Origin of the sequence: Marinobacter koreensis, from assembly GCF_023156285.1 — a bacterium.
GTDB lineage: Bacteria > Pseudomonadota > Gammaproteobacteria > Pseudomonadales > Oleiphilaceae > Marinobacter > Marinobacter koreensis.
Genome location: NZ_JAKZAJ010000004.1, coordinates 22,404 through 44,224, shown reverse-complemented (window position 1 = coordinate 44,224; position 21,821 = coordinate 22,404). Strand labels below are relative to the sequence as shown.

The window sequence follows — 21,821 nt, the reverse complement described above, 5'->3', positions numbered from 1 at the left end:
ACTCGACTGAAAACAACGTTGAAAACGACACGGGTATCATGACCAGCGATTTCACTCCGGCATTCATCGATTTCGAGGCCTCAAGCCTGGATCTCATCGCAAGTTATCCCATCGAGGTGGGTATCTGCATGCCGGACGGTGAACTGCACAGCTGGCTCATCAGCCCCCATGTGCTCTGGCAGGACTGGTCCGAGAGCGCCGAGCGCATTCACGGCATCTCAAGGGAAACGCTGCACGAAGAGGGAATGGCCGTCGCAGAAGTGGCGCAACAACTGAACGGCCTGCTTCCGGATCAGGTTTTCTGCGATGCCTGGACGTTTGACAGTTTCTGGTTGCACCGACTGTTCCGGGCCGCAAAAACGCAACCCAAGTTTCAGCTGGAGTCGATCTCCATGCTCCTCAACAGCCAGCAGGTCCGGCACTGGTCAGGCGTGCGTCAGCAAGTCATTTCAGACCTGGGTCTGCCTGTTCACCGCGCCGCAAACGATGCCCTGATCCTTCACAAAACCTGGGAACGGATTATTTTCCAGGACGAAGCCGCAGTGCAATAACCTGCAACCCATTCTTCAGGGTGTGCAAGGTCCAGTAAGTTGCCAAGGCCATCAGCCCCGCGCCCGCAACGGTAAAGCTCAGATCCTCGCCGACCGCCTGCCCTCGGGCCAATACCAGATAGCATGCAAGCGCAGCGACCAGAGCTATCTCAACCATGAAATCAGTACGGAACTTGTTGCTGGCAGATCCGGTTTTGTCGGACATTTTGTTCGGTTTCAACCTCTTTATTCGTCTGGGAATTCACAATGTAGGGTGCGAATTATCTTCGAATTCCTGCGAAAGGTCTGTACGAAGTACTGGCTACGAACTTTCCGAGATGCCAAAAAAAACGCAGCCGAGACGGCTGCGTAGAAAGGAGAGATCCATAGACACCTGGCGCGGCAGGCATCGCGGATTGCACAACGTAAAACACGTGACGCGACGAATTATGCGTTCATGCCGGCCTTCCGTCTGTAAGGGTTTGCCGAAGCGGTGCGCCTATTGCAAAGCGGACGATAGCCGATACACTGAGAGCTGAATCGAAACCAAAGAGCCGGTATGAGCCGCATGACACCAGCCATCATTCTGAAAACAGCCGCCGACTGTCGCAAAGGGCAGTTCGTGCGCGCCATGGTGAAAGACATCTAGCGGCTTTCGGTCAGTCCCGGGAGCCTCTGCAGCGACCGGGTCGGTACTTCCCAGGAACCCCGGTTGCCAGTGGCACCGGGGTTTTTGTTTTTGCAGTCGCAAAACGATAAGGGGACTATCATGAAAAGACATCCGACACACCGTGCAGCCAATCAGCCCATGGCCAGTCGCCAGGGCCCGATCAAGCGCCCGGAGAAGCTGCCACTGCTGGATGCCATCTGCAAAAAACTCAACCAGCGCGTCAATCTGGACGATGAACAGCGGGTGCTTGGGCTGTATGAAAGAGGCTGGATTTTCAAGGGTGTGCTGGGCAACCTCGGGGGCGCCGAAGCCCGTTACGTGCGCGCCCTGGCGACCCGTTACAATTCCTGGATTGCCCGCCAGGTGGCGTGATCCAGTGAATCCGGGGGACCGGACCGGTCAGTGCGGCCGGTTCAGTCCCTGCATCATCGCCATCTCATTACCGTGCACCATGGCGTAGTTGTTGACCACATCGTGAATCTTCTCCTGGGAATAGGGCTTGACCACATACCCATTCGCACCGGCACTGATGGCCTTCTGAATACTCTCAATGGAATCATCGGCGGTGACCAGCACGACATGCTGCTCTTCACGCTGCTTCTTGAATTCAAGCATCAGGTCATGACCGTTGCCGTCCGGCAACCCGAGATCCAGCAGGATGATCTGGTATTCCTGGTCAGCGAATGCCGCACGTGCCGATGCGACGTCGACGGCCTCCGCCACTTTGGATGCTCCCGCATGGTAAAGCATCTCCACCAGTCGCTCGCGCATGACAGGCTCGTCTTCCACTACCAATACTCTAAGGTCCGTCATTCCTAATCTCCAGTGATTTGACCCGCATTACCGGATGCTATTCACACACCATCGTTGCCGGTTCTACGGGGAAGATCCAGAGGCGCCGGGCGAGGCCGGGCGTCGGGATCGGTAGACGTGCGGCCCTTTTCCCCCCTCTCCGGTTGCCCTTCGTCAGCGGCAAAGCGGGTCAGCAGGTTACTGATACTGACTGCCGTGCTATACAGGGAAATGGCGATGATCAGAAGGACAGGCTGCACAAAGGCGACAAAACCCGGCACTTCCGCGTTCCCGACGATACTCAGCATCAGAATGATTGAGGGTCCCAGCACCACGAACAGGGTCAACGCAATGAAAAACACAATGCGTTCCTTGTAACGCCCCAGTTCCCGGTTCACCACCAGGCCGAGAACAAATTTGCCCATCGCGAGCCCGGCCAGGATCGCTGCAGCGATGCTGAGATCCGGCTGCATGAGCGTATCATACAGCCTGCCATCCCAGAGCCGCTGCATACCGATCACCAGGAAGGGAAAGAGCACAAACAGGATATCCGCGTAGGTCCCGTACATCATGCTCAGGGATTGCTGCTCACTGTCTTGAGATGTTGTTGCCATGGTGTGTTCCTGTTTTCCTCGGTATAAACGGGTCAGGGCGATTCCGTCTGGGATGCCAGGGCCCGGTCTATCATATCGTTCAGCGCGGAAAGCTCACGGCCAATCCGTTCCCAGTCGGGGTCGGCACTCTTTGCCAGGGCCTCGACCGTGCCCGCCTGCCGGGTCATTGCCGGGTACCCCATGGCGCCGGCCGTCCCCTTGATCTGGTGCGCCTCCGTGCGCAGGCGCTCGCTATCGCGGCTGCGCAAAGCATCGTTCATGATGCTCTGGCGGCCCCCCAATCCATCCAGAAAGCGGGACACCAGATCCGCTATGTCGTCTTCCTCCGGCTCCCCGGAATGGGCTTCCGTGGCTTCCAGAAAGCGAGCCAGCAGCGCATCCAGATGTACCTGATCAATCGGCTTGTTCAGTACCCCATCGCAGCCAGCGTCCATCAGGGCATCGGTCTCCTGCTGGTCTCCGGCCGTGAAAGCGATGATCGGTCGGCGGAATCCGGCCTGACGAAGCAGTCGGGTCGCGGCCACGCCGTCCATGCCGGGCATGTGACGATCCATCAATACCAGGTGAACCGTCTCCGCGAGCGCCGTTTTCACGGCCTCGTCACCGCCGCTCACCGAGGTCACTTCCAGGCCCTGTCGGCGCAACATCCGTTCCACCAGCTGCCGGTTATCCTCATTGTCTTCTGCCACCAGGACCCGCCCCCGGTAACGATCGCTGGCGGATGCCGCTGTGCCCGGCTGGACGACCAGATACCGGGCGAGCAGCTCATAGAACCGGCGCTTATCGATCGGCTTGGCCAGATGTTCATTACAACCGGCGAGGCGATAGTCCGCAATGTCCTCGGCCATGACGTTTGCCGTCAATGCGATCACCGGGGTGTTTACCCCCGCCTCACGGAGCGCCGCGGTGGCGTCACGACCGTTCATCACCGGCATCTGGATATCCATCAGAATCAGATCGAACGGTTCACGGATCGCCAGCTCCAGTGCCTCGGCGCCATTACCCACATGAACGAGCTCTGCCCCGGTCCGTGAAACCAGCAGCGACACCAGGCGCCGGTTCACTTCATTATCCTCCGCACACAGAATGCGGCCGGAAAGCTTCGGCGCCAACACCATGGGAATGGCACGCCGACGCTGACTCAGCTCGGAGGCATCCCGCAGGAAATGGACGCCATCCAGCGAGCCCGTGCGGATGGTCAGCTCGAATTCACTGCCCTCGCCATAGGTGCTGCTGACCGTGATGGTACCGCCCAGCAATTCCGCCAGTCGGCGGGAAATACTGAGACCCAGTCCTGTACCACCGTACTGGCGGGAAATGGCGGCGCTGCCCTGGGCAAACGGATCGAACAGTCGGTTGAGCTGTTCCGGCTTCATTCCGATGCCGGTATCGACGACCTTGGCGATCAGGGTTTCGCGGTCACTGTCGCAACGTATTATGAGCGTGATCGAACCCTTTTCCGTGAATTTGAGGGCATTACCGCACAGATTGATGATGATCTGCCGGAACCGGGTCGGATCTGTGAGGATCTGTTCCGGCAGGGGGAAATCACAGACGATGCTGAACTCCAGGCCTTTCTCCTGGGCCCGCGGTGTAAAGAATGCCCGGATCTCGTCCAGCATCTCCGGCAGATTGACGGCCACGATGTCCACATCAAGCTTGTTGGCGTCGATCTTGGAATGGTCCAGGATGTCGTTCACCAGATCCAGCAGGTGTCGGCCGCTACGCACGACGGTCTCGGCACTGTTCCGCTTCTCGATGGCGGTCAGATCCGGATCCAGAAGTGTTTCGCCGTAGCCGATTATCGCCGCCAACGGGGTGCGGATCTCGTGACTCATGTTGGCCAGAAACTGGCTTTTGGCTTCTGCCGAATTGCGTGCCAGCTCTTTCTCCAGACGCTCCTGCTCCCGCTCACGCTCAATGCGCTGGCGCTGGTGGCTCTCCGTGGCATCAATGCAGGTACCTTCCAGATGGGTCGGCTCCCCTTCGGCGTCATAGACCGTGTGAAGAGAGAGCGTGGCCCAGCGTTCAGCACCGTCCCGGGTCAGATAGCGGGCCTCGATACCCTTGACGGTCCCTTTCGTTTCCAGCTGTTCGATCACCAGCCGCCGGAGACGTTCGTGCGGGAAGCAGGTCTCCAGCACGTCCGGGTTGTGGCGCAGCAACTCTCCGCTGCTGCTGTAGCCGAGCATCCCCGCCATCGCGGGATTGGCGGTCAGGAAACGCCGGTCCACGGTCATCTGGAACACGCCTTCGACGGCGTTATCGAAAAGCGACTGGTAACGCTTCAGGTTGGCCAGCGCCCGCTGGCTCCAACCAAGAGCCTCGCCCTGTACCTGCTTGATGCGGTCCGCCAGCGAAAATGAAAAGAGGATGATCTGGGCGGTCAGGCCAATCTGGGTGGAATACATGGTGAAGGTATTCAGGGGCAGGTAGCCCATAACGGTCAGGGCGTAGACACCCACGCCGATCAGCGCCAGGGTCCAGGCGAAAAAATAGGACCGGGCGGCCGGGTTGTAATAGCGCCAGGCCAGGTAACTGACCACGATCATGATGACACTGAGCAGGATCGATCCCAGTACGATCCACTCCATGGCAATGTGGTAGGGCAGGAAGAAACACAGGATAAAGGTCACCACCACCGAATACAGACACAGGCGAATCACCTGGTCCAGGTCGGCGGAGTGTTCCCGGGTTTCCAGCAGCGACCGGGCCATCAACAGGCCCCAGAACCAGGTCATCACGATCTGGAAATGAAGATACTGCTTGTTGAGAAAGGCCGGGCGTTCATCCAGTAGCTGGATGCCATGCACCTGCTCGGTGGATATGAAGATGACCGCCGAAACCAGGTAGAGCACGTAATACACGTTGCTTCGTTCACGCACCGACACTGCGACAAAGAGGTTGTAGGCCAGGATCGACAGAATGGCGCCCAGGAGCAGTCCCCGGACCGCTTCCTCTACCGACACTTTCTCGATGTAGCTGTCCGGATGCCAGAGTGTGATCGGAAGCCGGAAGGTGTTGGTGGTGACAATGCGGAGGTACACGGAAGTGACCGTATCCGGCAGCAACTTCAGACGGAACGTGGGGTTGGGTACCGACAGATCCCGCTCCTGCCAGTTATCGGTGTATCCGGCCCGGCCGGTGGAAACCATCTTGCCATTACGCACAAGGTACAGGGTCGCCTGATCCACCAGCGGCAGCGCCAGCTCCAGGATCCAGTCCGACGGTGCGGTGTTGTCGGTGGTTTTCAGGTCAATCCGGGTCCAGTAGGCGGATTCAGTGTAGCCGAAATTGAGAATGCCGCCGTCATGCAGGGTGAAGGCTCCGGCGGGTAGTGCCAGGATGTCGTCCAGCGTCATTGCCTTGCCCGGATCCTCCAGATAGGCGATGCAACCACCCAGATCCCGTATGCTGGTGGTATTGCTGTTCACGACCAGGGTGCCGTTACGGCACCGTTCCTGTCCGTGCGCGGCCACCGACACACAGAGCAACGCAAGCACCATCAACAGCGATACAAACACCGCCGGACGGGGACAGGAGTGGTTCAACCGTTGCTGCAAAATGTGATCTCCGCGCGGGCCAGACGCCAAATTATAAGTTATTGTCGACGCGAGCCTTATACACTCTATCGCTAAATTCCTTCTACTGCATCCCGGAGTTTCACAAATGAGACATTCCCGCATTTTTGCCACTTTTTCCGTAATATTGATGAATTTGGCAGGATGCGGAACGGAAACTGCCGGGGGACCCAGCTACTATAATCCAGCAACCGATGTGAATAAGTCGCTCAACACGTTTGCCCTTGAAAACCAAAGCGGATTGCCACCGGTACTACCTCATACCATTTTTCGCGATTTATATCGGGGCGTCGAGCCCTCTACCGAAGGGAATGACCAAGGGTTTTCCGATCAACTCCAAGCTCGGTTAGACAGGTTAATGGGGCTCACACCCAATGATGAGGGCACCGATTACATTCGTGCTCGCAATCCATTGGATTTGCTTAACGAAATCATCTCCTCAAACCAGATAGGAAATTTCAACGACGGACGAGATCTGGTCCGCCGGGCTCTGACCAACGGCGACGCCGCTAATTACAATACGCCAGTCAAAGACGCGTTAATTCGCCTCACGGAACTAAATCCTGACAAAGCAACACCAGCCAGTGACCAGAACTGGATCTATCCGTTACTGGACTGGAAAAGCAACCCGGGGATAAATAAGATTTTTCGTTCTTTTCAGTTTATTGCAAGCGGCACTGCCAACTCTGAAACCAACATCCCTGAACTGAAAAGTGCATTCTGGAGCGCTCAATATGACGGCGATGAATTTCGGACTGCAGGATATAATCGCCCGGAATATGCGGCGACTGATCTAACGAGCCGAACGCTCGGTGAACTTGAGCTATTACAGGAGTTCATTAATCAGCAACGTGACACACTCACACTGAGTAAAACCTCGGGGATAATGATCGGGGCGGATGAGCCAGACTGCATAAAAGTTGTCGTAAACTACCAAAGCCAGCTTGTTCAGGTATTCACATCAAAAGATGAACCCTCCTATAAGACCGTCAATGAAAGTAGCACCCCAAATCCGGCCTACTGCGGTAACCAGCAAGATGGAGAGGAAGAGCTGAAATATACGGGCACAAAAATTCCTGAGCGCAGAACTCAATAGAGGCTATAAGACTCTCAATCGACTAAATCCCATGATTCGAGAAAAGAACTCTTCTGATCCAGTAATCGCTCGTAAGCAGAGATCATGATGTCGGCATGGGGCGCCCGGGTAAGTCGGAGGGTTTCGATGCGGCGTTCCAGTCGTTCGACTTCGGAGCGCACCTGGTCGCGCACGTGGCTACGCACACTCTCATGCTGGTCCAGCCGGACCGAGCGGCGGGTCTGCGCCGGGCGTGGGGGATCGGTTTTTTCCATGTTCGGCCTCGTCCGTTGAGCACTGAAACATCCGGTTTCTGAGTGGCAGTCTGCCTGTTCCCGGGGCGGACTGCAATAAAAATGAACTGTGTTTCACTTTTGCGGACCGGCCCCATATGCCTGACACGCCAGATCGCCTGCTATAGTTCCATCTGGCAACCAATGCGTTTCCCGTCCATTCCGGGCCACAGCAGAAGTCGAGAAAACCATGACCCAGACCACCGTTGCGGACACGCTCCGAGAATACCAGTCACTGCTGGAGTTGCTGGATGATGCCTACTGGGAAGCCAGCAGTATCCAGCACAAGGACATGCTTTATGACATCATCAGCATCCTCAGCCAGGAAGTGGCCGAGATCAATAAGCTGAGCGTTCAGGATCACCACTTCCCCTACGAAGTGGTGACCGAAGGGATGCGGCGGGTTGTGCCCAAGCTGGAGCGGCTGGACGAACACCGTGAAGATGTCATTCAGCGCACCCAGACCCTGACCGATTTCCGGGACATCCTGTCCTCGGTGCTCGGCATCCTGGAAGCCCAGGTCGAAACCCTCTGAATCAGATCGCGACCAGGGGCCGCTGGGTTTCCGGAATCAGCGGGAACTGCTTGCACACCGTGTAAACGAAGCGCGCGAGGGCCGGCAGGTGATGACCTACGATGGGGATGCCGGTGTTGAGCAGGCTGACCGAAATATCACGGGCAGGGTCGGCCCAGCACATTTTGTTGATCAGGCCGATGTGACCAAAGGCATACCGGCTCTGGGGGCCCCACAGGCCAACGGGGTTGCCGCCGAGCATCAGGCCGGCACTGAAGCGCATCGGAATCATCATGGTCCGATCGATCTGCAGGGAACCGAACTGCTGGACAGCCCGCTTGATGGTGATTTCCCGGCATATCCGCTTGCCGTTCCAGACGCCACCATTGAGCATCATCTGGAAAAACCGGCCCATCTCTTCCGCCGTGCCGCAGAGATTGCCGGCCGGAATCACCGCCTCCTGGAACCGGGGATCGTTGGTCACCTGTTCAACGGTCTTGATATCCCCGCCGAGGGCCCGGTTCACGACCCATGACACCGGAAAGACCGGTCTCGGACCAGTGGCATAATTGGTGGCCAGCTCGGTGAGATGTTCGGGGGCAATACCGTAGGTAAACCACTTCATACCCATCGGTTTGCGAAGATGCTCGTCGATATAGGCTTCAATACTGGCCCCGGTCACCTTCTCCAGCACCCGTTGCAGGACAAAGCCCCCGGTGATGGCGTGATAGGCCACCTTGGCACCATCGACCTCTACCGGCCTGGCAGCGCACAGGATCCGCCAGATTTCGTCCCGATCCCAGAGCACATCGATCGGCGTCTCCCGTGGAATGGCCGGAATACCGCCCCGATGGGAAAGAATCTGGTGAACGGTGATCGTCCGCTTGCCATGACTGGCAAACTCCGGGCAGTAATAGGACACCGGATCCATCAGGTTGACCAGACCCTGCTCGGACAGCATGTGCATCAGCAGGCCGGTCACCGCCTTGGACGCTGAGAAATAGCAGATGGGTGTGTCCGTGGTCATCGGTACCTTCGGGGTTTCGGGCCCATCCTCCGGGCCGTTACCCCGGGTATGGCCGATCGCCCGATGCAGGACCTGATGGCCCCGGTGACGTACCGATAACTGGATCCCCGGATGAACCCCCGTCCGGTACAACGACTCGACACTGCGCCAGACGGCTTCAACGGAGGACGGCGACACGCCCGCCGCCGCGGGATGTTCGCCATCGGGGTCCCGGAAGGTAACGCTGGCAAGGTCTTTAGGCACTTCGAAGGTGTGCAGGGTACGACGGGTAATCGACTTCATATTATCGTTTATCGTTGTTCGAGGCTGAAGGTTCGAGTGTGTCGGGGGTTTCCTCCGATGACATTGGCCGAAGTGCCATAACGACCCGATTGCGTCCTTCGGTCTTGGCGGTGTACATGGCCTTGTCGGCGGCAGCGCAGAGCCTTTCCGGATTGATTCCGTGTTCGGGATAGACAGCAACCCCGACGCTGATGGTCAACCCGACACTGTCGCCATTGTCCAGCAGGATGCGAGTACCGCCGACCTTCTGACGCAACCGTTCCGCCGTTTCCTGTGCCTCGGGGACGTCCATTTCGGGCAGGATAATGACGAACTCCTCGCCACCGAACCGACCCACAATATCAACACTGCGAACGCTTTCCGACAACAACTGACTGGTGGAAATCAGCACCCGGTCACCCGCCGCATGACCATGGGTATCGTTGATCTCCTTGAAGTGATCGAAATCGATCCAGAGCACAGCCATGGACCGGCCATAACGCCTGGCCCGCTGCACTTCTTCATCCAGCAGACGGGTTGTTTCCCGCCGGTTGAACAGGCCGGTCAGCGGATCCCGGATGGCAAGTTCCTCGAGTTCGTCTTCGAGCGCCTTGCGATCTGAAATGTCGAGAACGATGCCTTCCAATACCAGCTCACCACCGTCATCCTCAACGCCACGCCCCCGCTCCCAGACCCAGATTTCCCGACCGTCCTTACGGATCAACGGGTATTCCAGGGAGAAAGGCTCGCCTTTTTCCAGGGCGTCCTGAACATCGGCGGTTAAGGTTTCGTTGATATCGTCGCTGGCTATCAGATCGGCAAAGGGAATACTGCGATTGTTCACGAGTTCTTCCGGCAGATAGCCGGTCAGCCGCTCACACCCCTGAGAAACAAACAGCATGGTCCAGTACTGGTCAAAGCGGCACCGGTACGCCATCCCCGGCAGGTTGTCCATCAGGATGGACAACTGTCGCTCACGCTTGCGAAGGGCCAGCCTCTGATTGTGCTGCAACCTCAAAAGCTTGCGATCCTTGTTGAGCTGGCGAAGCGTCACCGCGAACAGGACGGCGCCTGTCAGCAGCACGAACAGAAAGCCTTTCCAGGTCTGCACAACGGTAAGCACATTAGATGCCGGAAACCAGTGCTCAACCAGACGATCTGAAAAGGCGATCCAGGCGGTACCAAACAGAATGTAAACCAGTACGGCCCAAAGCGCGCGACGCACCGGACCGCTTTCGTCGTCCAGGCGTCGCTTGCGCCGCCTGTCGACATCGAATGAAGCCATGGATACCCTTTATCCCGAATTCGGTTCTGTTTCTTCTAGCAAAATAGTACTGCCCGCGCCTCAAGTCGAGAACCGGGAAGTCAAGCATCGTAAAAAGGAGTTCCCATGACACCCGGGATCAACACCGCGAAGCGGGCGAAGGTCAGCCACCAGATCCACGAATATCAGCATGATCCGAACAGTGAAAGTTATGGTGAGGAAGCCGCGGAGAAAATGGGGGTCCCGGCGGAGCAGGTATTCAAAACCCTGGTGGTGACCGTGGACGGCAAGGAACTGGTCGTGGCCGTTCTGCCGGTCAGTGCCATGCTCAGCATGAAACTGGTGGCGAAGGCGGCCAGTGGCAAAAAGGCCGCCATGGCCGACAAAAAGGAAGTCCAGAAAGCCACCGGTTATGTGCTTGGCGGCGTCAGTCCGCTGGGCCAGAAAAAGCGGCTGCGCACGGTGATCGACGAGTCGGCACAATCCTTTCCGACCATTTACGTGAGTGCCGGGCGGCGAGGCCTGGAAATCGAGCTGGCGCCGGACGATCTGCTGTCACTCACCGGCGGACACTACGCACCGTTGCAACAGGAATAACACCTTCCAGCGCAGGCATAAAAAAACCGGAGGCCCCTCGGGCACTCCGGTTTTCCAGTCTGTCAGGCCGGGCCTGACCAGATCACTTCACAGACGCACGGGCGTCCTCAAGGATCTTGTTGAGGGTCTCGCTCGGCTGCATGACGTGGCAGACCTTTTCCATCGGCGGGTGGTAGTAACCACCGATATCGGCGGGATGCCCCTGTACCACGGTCATTTCTTCCAGGATCTTGTCCTTGTTCTCTTCCAGCTGCTTGGACAGTTTCGTGAAGAACTCCTTGAGTTCCTTGTCGTCGTCCTGCTTCGACAACTCTTCCGCCCAGTAGCGGGCCAGGTGGAAGTGGGAGCCGCGGTTGTCCAGCTCGCCGGTGACCCGGGACGGTGACTGGTTGTTCTCCAACAGGCGCTCGGTCGCCTTGTCCAGAGTCTGGCCGAGCAGACGAGCGCGCTCGTTGTGCTGCTTCTCGCCCAGTTCGTCCAGGGACACGGCCGTCGCCAGGAACTCACCCAGTGAATCCCAGCGCAGGTGATTCTCCTGAATCAGCTGCTGCACGTGCTTGGGTGCGGAACCACCAGCGCCAGTCTCGTACAGGCCACCGCCATTAAGCAGCGGTACGATGGACAGCATTTTTGCGCTGGTACCCAGTTCCAGGATCGGGAAAAGGTCAGTGAGGTAATCCCGCAGGACGTTACCGGTGACAGAGATGGTGTCCAGGCCGCGGATCAGACGTTCCATGGTCCAGCGGATGGCACGAACCGGAGACATGATGCGGATATCCAGACCTTCGGTATCGTGCTCCTTGAGGTACATCTCGACTTTCTTGATCAGCTGGGCGTCGTGGGCGCGCTCGTCGTCCAGCCAGAACACGGCCGGCATACCGGTGGCGCGGGCACGACTGACAGCCAGCTTGACCCAGTCACGGATCGGCAGATCCTTGGTCTGGCAGGCACGCCAGATATCGCCCTGCTCAACGTTGTGCTCGGTCAGGACGGTACCGTCCTCGGCGATCACACGAACAATGCCGTCTTCCTTGATTTCGAAGGTCTTGTCGTGGGAACCATACTCTTCCGCCTTCTGGGCCATCAGGCCGACGTTGGGCACGGTACCCATGGTGGTCGGATCGAACGCACCGTGGGTCTTACAGAAGTTGATGACTTCCTGGTAGATCGTGGCGTAGGTGGACTCCGGCATGACCGCCTTGGTGTCCTTCAGCTTGCCATCCCGGGCCCACATCTTGCCGGAGTTGCGGATCATGGCCGGCATGGAGGCATCAACGATGACGTCGCTGGGGACGTGCAGGTTGGTGATGCCCTTGACCGAGTCTACCATCGCGATTTCCGGACGGTGCTCGTAGCAGGCATGCAGGGCTTCCTGGATTTCTTCCTGCTTGGACTCCGGCAGCTGCTTGATCTTTTCGACAACGGAGGACAGGCCGTTGTTCGGGTTCACACCGATCTCTTCGAAGAGATCGCCGTACTTGTCGAACAGCTCCTTGAAAAAGACCTTCACCGCATGACCGAATACGATCGGGTGGGAGATCTTCATCATGGTGGCTTTCACGTGCAGGGAGAACATGACACCGGTGTTCTCGCAGTCCGCAATGGCGTCCTCGAAGAATTTCACCAGCGCCTTCTTGCTCATGAACATGCCGTCCAGCACTTCGCCTTCCTGCAGCGGCAGTTCGGGTTTCAGAACGGTCTGCTCACCCTTCTTGTTCTCGAACACGATGCGGGCATTGGTGGCCTTGTCCAGGGTGACGGACTGTTCGCTGGAGTAGAAATCGCCACCGCGCATGTGCGCGACGTGGGTACGGGAAGCCGGGCTCCACTCGCCCATGGTGTGCGGGTATTTGCGGGCGAAGGCCTTGACCGCTGCCGGCGCACGACGATCGGAATTACCCTCCCGCAGGACGGGGTTGACGGCACTGCCCAGCACCTTGCTGTATCGGGCCTGGACTTCTTTCTCTTCGTCGGTCTCCGGATGCTCCTTGTACTCGGGCACCTTGTAGCCCTGCTCGTTCAGCTCCTTGATGGCCGCACGCAGCTGGGGAATGGACGCAGAGATGTTCGGAAGCTTGATGATGTTGGCGTCCGGGTCCTTGGTGTACTCACCCAATTCAGCCAGGGCATCCGGGACGCGCTGATCTTCCTCAAGGTAATCCGGAAACGCCGCCAGGATACGCGCCGCGAGAGAAATGTCGCTGGTTTCGAATTCAATGCCAGCCGGCTTGGAGAAGGTTTCCAGGATGGGAAGCAGGGACCGCGTGGCGAGAGCGGGTGCCTCGTCGGTCAGTGTGTAGACAATCTTGGCTTTGGATGATGTCATTTTCGTCCTCAGGCTATTGGGTGGATTCAGGACGGTCATTGCCGGGCCCGGGGTCTTTTGGACAGGGGGCCTGCGCCATGACTGATTCAGGAACTTTTGATAGGGCTACTAAGATACCATTTTTTCGTAATTCTTGGTTACGATCTTAGTATAAGAACGGACTAAAAATGCCAGATCTTCGGTTACAGGACGATGAAATGGCAGGAATTTACGAAAGTTTCTAACATTTTGATTTTTCTGATCCGGGAGTATCGCGGCGGTGCGCCCGCGGCCCAAAACCCGCTCAAGCCCGTCCATGGGGCGCTTGAGCTCCGCCATCCATGGCTCCGCACAGTTTTGGGCCGCGGTCACACCACCGCTCTTCAGACGGTTTCGTCATCCTCTCGGGCGATGAAAAGAAACGGCGTATTCCGACCTTATATTGTCAACAATACGCCGCCTCATGCTGCCACAGGGTATCAGCCTTCCGGCAACAGCTTCGCGTCAGCCAGTCGCTCCCGGATCTGATCCAACGCTTCCGGATTGCCCAGGGCATCGCGGTTATCGGCTTTCCTGGAACCGTTGATCAGTCGGGCGACCGCCAACTCCACTTTCTTGCCGCTACGGGTGTAGGGAATGTCCGGCACCTCGACGATGTGTTTGGGCACGTGTCGGGGGCTGGCACCCTCGCGGATTCGGGTGCGGAGCTGTTTGAGGAGGTCCGGGGTGAGTTCCTCGTTGTCGGCAGGTACCACCAGCAGGACGACTTCGACGTCGCCGTCGATCTGGCGCCCGACCACGAGGCTGTCCTTGACCTCGGCGACTGTTTCCACCTGACGGTAGATTTCCGCGGTGCCGATGCGGACGCCGCCCGGGTTCAGGGTGGCATCGGAGCGACCATAGATGATGGCGCCACCGTGCTCGGTGAACTCGATGAAATCGCCGTGGGCCCAGACACCGGGGAAGGTGTTGAAATAGGCATCGCGGTAGCGTTCACCCTCGGGATCGTCCCAGAAGCTGACCGGCATGGAGGGCAGCGGCTGGCGGCAGACCAGTTCGCCCCGGCCCTCGCTCACCGGTTTGCCGTCATCACCGTAGGCCACGGCATCGACGCCAAGGAAGCGGCACTGGATTTCGCCCCGGCGGACGGGCAGCAGCGGGCAGGCGCCCACGAAGCAGCCGCAGATGTCGGTACCGCCGGCGATGGAACCCAGCAGCACGTCCGGGGAGCCGTCGGTGTAGATCCAGTCGTAGTCTTCAGGCAGCAGTGGTGAACCGGTGGAGAACACAACCCGAAGGTCGCTCTGGTCCAGGGTCTTTGCTGGCTGGATACCCGCTTTGCGGCATCCGGCGATAAAGCGCGCGCTGGTACCGAAGTGGGTGACCTTTTCCTGTGCCACCGTCTCCCAGAGGAAGCTCAGGTTCGGATATCCCGGCGAGCCGTCCACGGTGATCACGGCAGCACCGGTCATCAGCGCGGAGGCCTGCCAGTTCCACATCATCCAGCCGCAGGTGGTGAAATAAAGGAAGCGGTCAACCGGTCCAACATCCCCGTGCAGCATCAGCTCCTTGGCATGGTTCACCAGCAGACCGGCGTTGCCGTGAACGATGCACTTGGGTTTACCGGTCGTCCCGGAGGAATACAGGATATAGACGGGATGATCCGGGGGCAGAGGGGTGAACGACGGCGCGTTACCCTGACCAAAGGCGAGTGCGTCGTCCCAGGTGGTAACCAGATCGCCCGGAATGGGGGCTTCGTCGGGAAGCTGCGCCACGCTGACAACCGCCTTCAGGGACGGCAGCCCGGCGATCAGCTCCGCGAAGTCGTCCTGGCGGGCAAACACCTTGCCGCCGTATCCATAACCATTCACCACGATCAGCGCCGCCGGTTCGATCTGACCGAAGCGGTCGTTGATCGCGCCGATGCCGAAGTCCGGTGACGCAGAGCTCCAGATCGCGCCCAGGCTGGTGGCAGCCAGCATGCCCACCATGGCTTCATACCCATTGGTAACGACGCCGGCGACCCGGTCACCCTGCTGGATGCCCTTGCTGCGCAGGAAAGCCTCCAGTGCACCGGCATCGGCCTTCAGCTCAGCGTAGGTCTTCCGGAGGACCGGCCGGGTTTCGCAGTAGGCCACGATCGCTTCGCGATCGGCGTGATCCCCGTCCGCCAACCGCAACAGGTTGGCGGCAAAGTTCAGTTTCATCCCGGGAAACCACTCGGCTCCGGGCATATCCCGCTTGCCAAGCACTCGCTCCGCCGGTGTGTCACACACCAGGCCACAGTAGTCCCAGACCTTGCCCCAGAACGTCTCCAGATCATCAATGGACCATTGGTGCAACGCGTGATAATCCGGGAACGGGCCAAATCCCTGCTCTTCAAGCCACGTCTTGAACTCCCCCATCCGGGAGTGGGTGAGTGTGTCTTCCGAGGGCGACCAGACCACCGGTGATTGTTCCGTCTTGCTCATCCGTTTCTCCTGATTCTTACTGCATATGCCATCCGTGACTGACCACGATGGACTGTCCAGTCAACGCGGCTGAGGGGAACGCGGCCAGGTGAACGGCCAGTTCCGCCACGTCTTCGAGGGTTGTGAATTCACCGTCCACGGTGTTTTTCAGCATGACCTTGCTGATCACTTCCTCTTCAGAAATGCCAAGCTCCTTCGCCTGCTCCGGGATCTGCTTGTCGACCAGCGGTGTACGAACAAAGCCGGGGCAGATGATGTTACTGCGCACGCCGTGTTCGGCGCCTTCCTTGGCAACGGCCCGGCAGAGGCCAAGCATGCCGTGCTTGGCGGCAACGTAGGGGGATTTCAGGGGTGAGGCTTCCAGCGAATGCACTGAGCCCATATAAAGCATGGTGCCACCACCGCTTTCGTACATGTGCCGGAGCGCGGCCCGGGTCACCAGGAAGGCGCCGTCCAGGTGCACGCTCATAACCTTGCTCCAGTCCGAGAAGGCCAGCTTGTGCACCGGATCAATATGCTGGATGCCCGCGTTGGCGAGGGCGATGTCCAGCCCGCCCCATTGTTCCACCACCGCTTCGACACCCTGGTCCACCTGGGTTTCGTTGGTTACATCCATGGCCACCGCCATGGCGGTACCTCCGGCCTGCTCGATGGCCGCCACAGTCTCCTGTGCACTGTCGAGGGTCAGGTCGGCGACCGCCACCTTTGCCCCTTCCCGGCCGTAGGCTTCGGCGATGGCGCGGCCAATACCGCGGCCTGCCCCGGTAATCAGGGCAATCCGGTTCTCTAGACGCATTGTCAGTCTCTCCTTAATTGGCAGCAATGCTCGGCAGCCAGGTCGCAATACTAGGAATCACGAACACGATGGCCAGGGCCGCGAGCTGAATCAGAATGTAGGGCACAACGCCACGATATATGTCTGTCACCTTGATCTCCGGTGGCGCCACACCCTTGATGTAGAACAGGGCAAACCCGACCGGAGGCGTCAGGAACGAGGTCTGCAGGCACATGGCGAACAGGATGGTGAACCACACCAGATCAAAGCCCAGATGCTGAACCACGGGGGCCACCAACGGCAGGATGATCAGGGTGATCTCAACCCAGTCCAGGAAGAACCCGAGCAGGAAGACCACGAACAGAATAGTCAGGATGACGCCCTCGGGGCCGAAGGGCAGGCCCAGCAGGGCATCCTTGATAACGACATCGCCGCCCAGACCCCGCAGTACCACGGAGAACGCGGTTGCGCCCAGGAAAATGGCAAAGATAAAAGCCGACGTCCGGGTGGTCTGGTACAGCGAAGAGCGGAGCACCTCCAGGTTCAGTCGGCGGGCCGCCAGGGCCAGAATCAGGGCACCCAGGGCGCCAACACCAGAGGCTTCCGTTGGTGTTGCAATGCCGGCGAAGATGGACCCGAGGACACCGAGGATCAGTGCGGCCGTCGGAAGTACCGCCTTGAAGACTTCCCAGACCAGACCCCAGCTGACCTTCTCGATTCCCTCGGGAACCGGAGCCACCTTGGGCTGAAGGAAGGGGCGAATCAACGCATAGGCGACATACATGGTGCCCAGCAGCAGCCCGGGCAGGAACGCGCCCATGAACAGGTCGCCCACAGACGCCTCGGGAACCGCCAGCCGATCGGCCATCAGAACCAGCATGATCGACGGCGGGATCAGGATCCCCAGGGTGCCCGTGGCACAGGCAGTGCCCACGGCAAAGCCCTTGTCGTATTTACTCTGCAACATGACCGGCAGTGACAGCATGCCCAGAAGCACCACCGACGCACCGATGATCCCAGTGGTTGCAGCCAGAAGAACACCAATGACAATCACGGTAACCGCAAAACCGCCACGAACATTACCGAACAGCTTGACCATGCTGGTCATCAGACGCTCGGCGACGCCGGACTGGTCCAGCATGATGCCCATGAATATGAACATGGGCAGCGCGACCAGCGTCGGGTTTTCAACAATGCTCCATATCCGTTCGGGCACCAGGCCCATGGAAGAGGGATAGTCAAACCACAGATCGGCTCCGAACTGATCCACCGCGACCACGCCGATCACGGTCCAGATCACAGCCGTACCGCCAAGGACCCACGCAACGGGAAAACCAGTCAAAAGCAGCACGCCGAAGGTAGCGAACATGCCGATTACAAACAGCGTTTCGAGCTCCATCAGGACGCTTCCTCTTCTTGATTGGGGGCGGACTGGACCGCGATGGGCCGGGGAATACCAAACAGCAGGGCGGTCACCTTGAAAAGCCGGGAAACCCCCGCGAGGAAAATCAGCATGAAGGCGAGGGCAAGCACAGCTTTCAAAACCCACCGGTTGGACAGTCCGGCCGGGGCCTGACTGGTTTCACCCACGCTATAGGCATTGACGGCATAGGGCACCATCTCGTAGATCGCCAGCCCCAGGAAAGGCAGCAGCAGGATCAGCAAACCGAACAGTTCCACCCAGCCCTGAGCCTTGAGGGAAAGTCGCTCATGCAACACATCCACCCGGACATGGTCATCGACGACCAGGGTGTAGGCCATGCCCATCAACCAGCCTGCGCCGGCAACATGCCATTCCATCTCTTCCAGCAAAACCGATCCCTGGCCAAAAACATAGCGGCCTATGACCGCGTAGATAATAAACCCGGTCACGATGACCCAGGCCCAGGAGGCGCCCTTGCCAATCGCCGTCATCAGACCGTCAATCCACTGACTGAGGCGGGTTGTTGGCAGCTCCGTATGGTGATGCAGAAATTCATCCGGATCGTCGATGGACGCCCGGGGTTTTTGCGGTGAGCCCTGATCAGACACCGTCATGGTGGAATACCTCGCTCAGAAAGCCGTTGGTGCGAAACACGGATGGCCCCGAAGGGCCATCCGTAGTGGTTCATGACGCCGAACTCCGTTCGGCGCATAACAGTGGCTATCCGATGGTTACAGATCCGCCGGCAGGTAAGCCCGCTTGTCCCAGACCTTGTAGGTCTTCAGGAAGTCCTGCTGGCTCTCGTAGACCTTCTTGAAGTCCGCGTCCTTGGCCGCTTCCTCTTTCAGAACCTCTTCGGTCACGGACTTGAGCTTCTCCAGAACCTCTCGGGGAATCTGGTCCGCATGGACACCTTCGTCCTGGAAGCCGGCAAGTACCTTGCCGTTCTTGTACTCACCCTCGGCCAGCCCGCGGGTGGTGGCAGCTGTACAGGAGGCCTCGATCAGAGCTTTCTGTGCCTTGGTGGCGCGGTTCCACTCATCCTTGTTGATCAGCATGTACTGGGCGGTGAACTGCTGGTGCCAGCCCGGGAACAGGTTGTACTTGACCACCTGGTCAAAGCCAAGGATCTGGTCAATGGCCGGCATGGAGAATTCAGTGGCGTCGATGGTGCCCTTCTCAAGCGCCTGGTACAGCTCGCCACCCGGCATCATGGTTACGGACGCACCCAGTTTCTCGAGCACCTTGCCACCCAGACCGGCGAACCGGATCTTAAGCCCCTTGTAATCATCCAGGGATTCGATCTTGTTCCGGTACCAGCCAGCAGTCTCGGGCCCGATGATACCGCACAGCTGCGCGTGGACGTTGTAGCCCTTGTTGGCGTAGACGTCCTGAAGCATCTGCTCACCGCCACCGTAGTAGTACCAGCCGATATAGGCCCAGGGCTTCATACCGAACGGTACAGCAGCAAACAGCGGAACGGCCGGAACCTTGCCCTGGTCGTAACCGATCCAGGTGTAGCCGGCGGATACCTTGCCATCAGAGACGGAGTCGAGGATATCGAACGGTGGAACCAGTTTGCCCGGCTCGTAGACGCGGACCTGGATGCTGCCGTCGGAAGCGGTGGTCAGGTTATCGGCAACCCAGGCGGCGGGGGAACCCAGGCCCGGGAGATTGGTGGAAAAAGCAACTGGCATTTTCCAGCGGAGGTTGTCGGCAAACGCGGAACCGGTGGTAATCGCGAGCGCACCGGCAATGACGGTGGCGGCCTTGAGCAGTTTCATCAATGATTCTCCTGGCTTTGTTCTTGTATACGCCCGATGCAGAGAGAGGCAATCGGGTCTGTGTTTGGCCAGACAACGCAGGAAACGACACTGACAGGGGTCATTGGGTCCAACAGGGTTTCGTCAATATTGTTTCTGCGTTGTTCTGACGTCCTGCATCTCAACATGGAGCAGACATCGTGCCAGCGATTGAAAGTGCCTATAAAACAGTTAGTTAGGGATTTTCAGGTTTTACTTTGGGAACTTAACTGTCCGGATTTCCGGACGCCCTAATACCCTAGTCGTACGTAATTGTTCGGATACCAGGACACTCGTCCGGATTTCAGGACATCTTGGCAAGTTTCTCGTAGAGGACGGACCGCGAAACCCCCAGGAGTTTCGCGGCCCGGGTACGATTTCCGCGGGTAGCGACCAGGGCCTCTTCGATGGCCTGAGCCTCGGCGTCGGCAATGGTCTGGGCAAGCGGGCGGACGGGGCGGGGGGTGTTGATGGACATCAACCGGACGCTACTCCTGGGCAGAACCCGGAAAATCGCATCGGCGTCCAGGACACCGCCATCCTCACTCATGGTCAGGGCGCGCTCCAGCACATTTCGCAGTTCCCGGATGTTGCCCGGCCAATCGTAACTGGACAGGGCGGCCACCCCGGCGTCATTGATCTCACCTCGCAGATCCAGTCCGTCACAGATTTCCTCAAGCAAACCCTCACACAGCACGCCAAGGTCTGCCATCCGATCGCGCAACGGAGGAATCGCGATCTCAAGCACATTCAGCCGGTAATACAGATCGGACCGGAATTCACCGTCGGCAATCATGGTTTCCAGGTTTCGACTGGTGGCGGCAATCACCCGGACGTCGACGGGCACGACCTTGTTGGAGCCCAGGGATTCAATTTCGCCTTCCTGCAACGCCCGCAAGAGCTTGGCCTGGAGCGGCAATGGCATATCGCCGACTTCGTCCAGGAAGAGCGTGCCACCGTTGGCCAGCTGGAACTTGCCCTCACGGGTCCGCCGGTCAGCGCCAGTGTAGGCACCCGGTGCCACACCAAAAAACTCGGCTTCCAGCAGGTTATCGGGAATGGCGGCCACATTCACACCGACAAAGGGCTTTTCGGCACGGGCGGACACCGAATGAATCGCCTGCGCCAGAACTTCTTTACCGGTACCCGTCTCACCCAGCAGCAGCACCGGCATATCCCGTCCGGCCGCCAGCCGCGCCCGGCGTTTGACCTCCAGTGCCGCGGGGCTGGCGCCGACAAAATCACCCAGACTGTACCGGGTGCCCCGCGTTTTCCGGGCCAGCGCCTTGCGCGCGGCAGCGAGATCCTGATGCAACCGCCGGAACTTGCTCACCAGCGGCGTCAGAGGCTGAAGGTCATCGTAAAGAACGAAGGCCACCGCGCCGACGATGTTGCCCTCGTCGTCGTAGAAAGGCAGGCGCGTGACCACCAGCTGCTGCTCGTTGTGCTCCATGATATCCAGCAACAGCGGCTTGCCGGTTTCCACCACCTCAGGCATGCGGGTGTGGGGAATGACCTGGCGGACCGGACGACCCATGGCTTCGGTAGGGTCCTTCAGTCCCAAAAGCTGGGAATAGCTGTGATTGATCCAGGTAATACGAGCTTCCCGATCCACGGCAATGGCACCGGCGCTGGCTTCCTCGAACATGGGGAACAGGGCTTCAATCAGCTCACGGGTCAACCCGTTCCGGTTTGTCTTGCCAAAAAACTGCGTCATGTAGCCTGTACCATCGCCCTGGAGGTCGGACATCAGAAAAACTCCGGCACCCGAACGTGCGGGTGCGTTGACGAAAGTATATGGGGCCCCCGCAACGGGGGCAAACCGCT

Annotated in this window: 20 protein-coding genes; 5 read left to right on the top strand and 15 right to left on the bottom strand. The window is 58.8% G+C overall.

The features are described 5' to 3' along the window. Window positions 1-38: 38 nt before the first annotated feature. Complete coding sequence (locus MLD04_RS11480; RefSeq protein ID WP_248158360.1) at window positions 39-551, top strand: 3'-5' exonuclease; 513 nt, start codon at window positions 39-41, stop codon at window positions 549-551. Here the strand turns inward: MLD04_RS11480 and MLD04_RS11475 are convergent. Beyond that, window positions 520-756 (bottom strand): hypothetical protein, encoded by a 237-nt coding sequence (locus MLD04_RS11475; RefSeq protein WP_248158358.1) that lies wholly within the window; start codon window positions 754-756, stop codon window positions 520-522. The two genes, MLD04_RS11480 and MLD04_RS11475, sit on opposite strands and share 32 nt — an antisense overlap. A gap of 543 nt (window positions 757-1,299) precedes the next feature. On the opposite strand from MLD04_RS11475, the gene MLD04_RS11470 reads away from it, so the two are divergent. Then, a complete protein-coding gene (locus MLD04_RS11470) occupies window positions 1,300-1,572 on the top strand; it encodes a hypothetical protein (protein ID WP_248158356.1) in 273 nt (90 codons plus the stop codon). A gap of 27 nt (window positions 1,573-1,599) precedes the next feature. On the opposite strand, the gene MLD04_RS11465 is transcribed toward MLD04_RS11470, so the two are convergent. Genes MLD04_RS11465 through MLD04_RS11455 form a run of 3 tightly spaced genes read right to left on the bottom strand, consistent with a single transcriptional unit; the run spans window position 1,600 to window position 6,169 of the window. Next, entirely contained in the window at window positions 1,600-2,013 is a 414-nt protein-coding gene (locus MLD04_RS11465; RefSeq protein WP_248158353.1) for a response regulator, read from the bottom strand. A gap of 41 nt (window positions 2,014-2,054) precedes the next feature. After that, complete coding sequence (locus MLD04_RS11460) at window positions 2,055-2,606, bottom strand: hypothetical protein (RefSeq protein ID WP_248158351.1); 552 nt, start codon at window positions 2,604-2,606, stop codon at window positions 2,055-2,057. A gap of 32 nt (window positions 2,607-2,638) precedes the next feature. Next, entirely contained in the window at window positions 2,639-6,169 is a 3,531-nt protein-coding gene (locus MLD04_RS11455; protein WP_379883710.1) for a response regulator, read from the bottom strand. Window positions 6,170-6,275: 106 nt separating this feature from the next. On the opposite strand from MLD04_RS11455, the gene MLD04_RS11450 reads away from it, so the two are divergent. Continuing rightward, complete coding sequence (locus tag MLD04_RS11450; RefSeq protein ID WP_248158349.1) at window positions 6,276-7,283, top strand: hypothetical protein; 1,008 nt, start codon at window positions 6,276-6,278, stop codon at window positions 7,281-7,283. Window positions 7,284-7,297: 14 nt separating this feature from the next. Here the strand turns inward: MLD04_RS11450 and MLD04_RS11445 are convergent, their stop codons facing one another. Then, the gene (locus tag MLD04_RS11445; protein ID WP_248158347.1) at window positions 7,298-7,537 is read right to left on the bottom strand and encodes a hypothetical protein; all 240 of its coding nucleotides are present in this window, start codon (window positions 7,535-7,537) and stop codon (window positions 7,298-7,300) included. Between the two features lie 208 nt (window positions 7,538-7,745). On the opposite strand from MLD04_RS11445, the gene MLD04_RS11440 reads away from it, so the two are divergent. Beyond that, the gene (locus MLD04_RS11440) at window positions 7,746-8,090 is read left to right on the top strand and encodes a hypothetical protein (RefSeq protein ID WP_008940153.1); all 345 of its coding nucleotides are present in this window, start codon (window positions 7,746-7,748) and stop codon (window positions 8,088-8,090) included. A 1-nt stretch (window position 8,091) separates the two neighbouring features. Here MLD04_RS11440 and MLD04_RS11435 read toward each other — a convergent pair whose 3' ends face one another. Next, window positions 8,092-9,378, bottom strand: a complete 1,287-nt coding sequence (locus MLD04_RS11435; RefSeq protein WP_248158345.1) for a serine hydrolase domain-containing protein — start codon at window positions 9,376-9,378, stop codon at window positions 8,092-8,094. Between the two features lies 1 nt (window position 9,379). Continuing rightward, window positions 9,380-10,642, bottom strand: a complete 1,263-nt coding sequence (locus MLD04_RS11430) for a sensor domain-containing diguanylate cyclase (protein ID WP_248158343.1) — start codon at window positions 10,640-10,642, stop codon at window positions 9,380-9,382. 105 nt (window positions 10,643-10,747) lie between these two features. On the opposite strand from MLD04_RS11430, the gene ybaK reads away from it, so the two are divergent. Further along, on the top strand, window positions 10,748-11,218 hold the full coding sequence (gene ybaK, locus MLD04_RS11425; protein WP_248158341.1) for a Cys-tRNA(Pro) deacylase: 471 nt from the start codon (window positions 10,748-10,750) through the stop codon (window positions 11,216-11,218). A gap of 82 nt (window positions 11,219-11,300) precedes the next feature. Here the strand turns inward: ybaK and MLD04_RS11420 are convergent, their stop codons facing one another. The 8 genes from MLD04_RS11420 to MLD04_RS11385 all read right to left on the bottom strand — a co-directional run bounded on the left by MLD04_RS11420 (window position 11,301) and on the right by MLD04_RS11385 (window position 21,744). Next, a complete protein-coding gene (locus MLD04_RS11420; protein WP_248158339.1) occupies window positions 11,301-13,544 on the bottom strand; it encodes an NADP-dependent isocitrate dehydrogenase in 2,244 nt (747 codons plus the stop codon). Window positions 13,545-13,652: 108 nt separating this feature from the next. Then, window positions 13,653-13,862 carry a hypothetical protein gene (locus MLD04_RS11415; RefSeq protein ID WP_248158337.1) on the bottom strand — a complete coding sequence of 70 codons (210 nt, stop codon included), beginning with the start codon at window positions 13,860-13,862 and terminating at the stop codon, window positions 13,653-13,655. A gap of 140 nt (window positions 13,863-14,002) precedes the next feature. Next, a complete protein-coding gene (locus MLD04_RS11410) occupies window positions 14,003-15,994 on the bottom strand; it encodes an acetoacetate--CoA ligase (RefSeq protein WP_248158336.1) in 1,992 nt (663 codons plus the stop codon). A gap of 16 nt (window positions 15,995-16,010) precedes the next feature. After that, complete coding sequence (locus tag MLD04_RS11405; RefSeq protein WP_248158334.1) at window positions 16,011-16,790, bottom strand: 3-hydroxybutyrate dehydrogenase; 780 nt, start codon at window positions 16,788-16,790, stop codon at window positions 16,011-16,013. A gap of 13 nt (window positions 16,791-16,803) precedes the next feature. Further along, window positions 16,804-18,168 carry a TRAP transporter large permease gene (locus MLD04_RS11400; RefSeq protein ID WP_248158332.1) on the bottom strand — a complete coding sequence of 455 codons (1,365 nt, stop codon included), beginning with the start codon at window positions 18,166-18,168 and terminating at the stop codon, window positions 16,804-16,806. Beyond that, window positions 18,168-18,806, bottom strand: a complete 639-nt coding sequence (locus tag MLD04_RS11395; protein WP_248158330.1) for a TRAP transporter small permease subunit — start codon at window positions 18,804-18,806, stop codon at window positions 18,168-18,170. The genes MLD04_RS11400 and MLD04_RS11395 overlap by 1 nt, the downstream gene beginning before the upstream one ends. 117 nt (window positions 18,807-18,923) lie before the next feature. Next, window positions 18,924-19,976, bottom strand: coding sequence for a TRAP transporter substrate-binding protein (locus MLD04_RS11390; RefSeq protein WP_248158329.1), 1,053 nt, complete (start codon window positions 19,974-19,976; stop codon window positions 18,924-18,926). A 322-nt stretch (window positions 19,977-20,298) separates the two neighbouring features. After that, window positions 20,299-21,744 carry a sigma-54 interaction domain-containing protein gene (locus tag MLD04_RS11385; protein ID WP_282451871.1) on the bottom strand — a complete coding sequence of 482 codons (1,446 nt, stop codon included), beginning with the start codon at window positions 21,742-21,744 and terminating at the stop codon, window positions 20,299-20,301. Window positions 21,745-21,821: the final 77 nt, after the last annotated feature.

Bases quoted from the DNA above. Each gene is read 5' to 3' on its own strand.
- MLD04_RS11480 (WP_248158360.1), top strand. From the start codon at position 39: ATGACCAGCGATTTCACTCCGGCATTCATCGATTTCGAGGCCTCAAGC.
- MLD04_RS11430 (WP_248158343.1), bottom strand. From the start codon at position 10,642: ATGGCTTCATTCGATGTCGACAGGCGGCGCAAGCGACGCCTGGACGAC.
- MLD04_RS11400 (WP_248158332.1), bottom strand. From the start codon at position 18,168: ATGGAGCTCGAAACGCTGTTTGTAATCGGCATGTTCGCTACCTTCGGC.
- ybaK (WP_248158341.1), top strand. From the start codon at position 10,748: ATGACACCCGGGATCAACACCGCGAAGCGGGCGAAGGTCAGCCACCAG.
- MLD04_RS11390 (WP_248158329.1), bottom strand. From the start codon at position 19,976: ATGAAACTGCTCAAGGCCGCCACCGTCATTGCCGGTGCGCTCGCGATT.
- MLD04_RS11420 (WP_248158339.1), bottom strand. From the start codon at position 13,544: ATGACATCATCCAAAGCCAAGATTGTCTACACACTGACCGACGAGGCA.
- MLD04_RS11405 (WP_248158334.1), bottom strand. From the start codon at position 16,790: ATGCGTCTAGAGAACCGGATTGCCCTGATTACCGGGGCAGGCCGCGGT.
- MLD04_RS11445 (WP_248158347.1), bottom strand. From the start codon at position 7,537: ATGGAAAAAACCGATCCCCCACGCCCGGCGCAGACCCGCCGCTCGGTC.
- MLD04_RS11415 (WP_248158337.1), bottom strand. From the start codon at position 13,862: ATGGCGGAGCTCAAGCGCCCCATGGACGGGCTTGAGCGGGTTTTGGGC.
- MLD04_RS11465 (WP_248158353.1), bottom strand. From the start codon at position 2,013: ATGACGGACCTTAGAGTATTGGTAGTGGAAGACGAGCCTGTCATGCGC.
- MLD04_RS11450 (WP_248158349.1), top strand. From the start codon at position 6,276: ATGAGACATTCCCGCATTTTTGCCACTTTTTCCGTAATATTGATGAAT.
- MLD04_RS11470 (WP_248158356.1), top strand. From the start codon at position 1,300: ATGAAAAGACATCCGACACACCGTGCAGCCAATCAGCCCATGGCCAGT.
- MLD04_RS11395 (WP_248158330.1), bottom strand. From the start codon at position 18,806: ATGACGGTGTCTGATCAGGGCTCACCGCAAAAACCCCGGGCGTCCATC.
- MLD04_RS11440 (WP_008940153.1), top strand. From the start codon at position 7,746: ATGACCCAGACCACCGTTGCGGACACGCTCCGAGAATACCAGTCACTG.
- MLD04_RS11410 (WP_248158336.1), bottom strand. From the start codon at position 15,994: ATGAGCAAGACGGAACAATCACCGGTGGTCTGGTCGCCCTCGGAAGAC.
- MLD04_RS11435 (WP_248158345.1), bottom strand. From the start codon at position 9,378: ATGAAGTCGATTACCCGTCGTACCCTGCACACCTTCGAAGTGCCTAAA.
- MLD04_RS11475 (WP_248158358.1), bottom strand. From the start codon at position 756: ATGTCCGACAAAACCGGATCTGCCAGCAACAAGTTCCGTACTGATTTC.
- MLD04_RS11385 (WP_282451871.1), bottom strand. From the start codon at position 21,744: ATGTCCGACCTCCAGGGCGATGGTACAGGCTACATGACGCAGTTTTTT.
- MLD04_RS11460 (WP_248158351.1), bottom strand. From the start codon at position 2,606: ATGGCAACAACATCTCAAGACAGTGAGCAGCAATCCCTGAGCATGATG.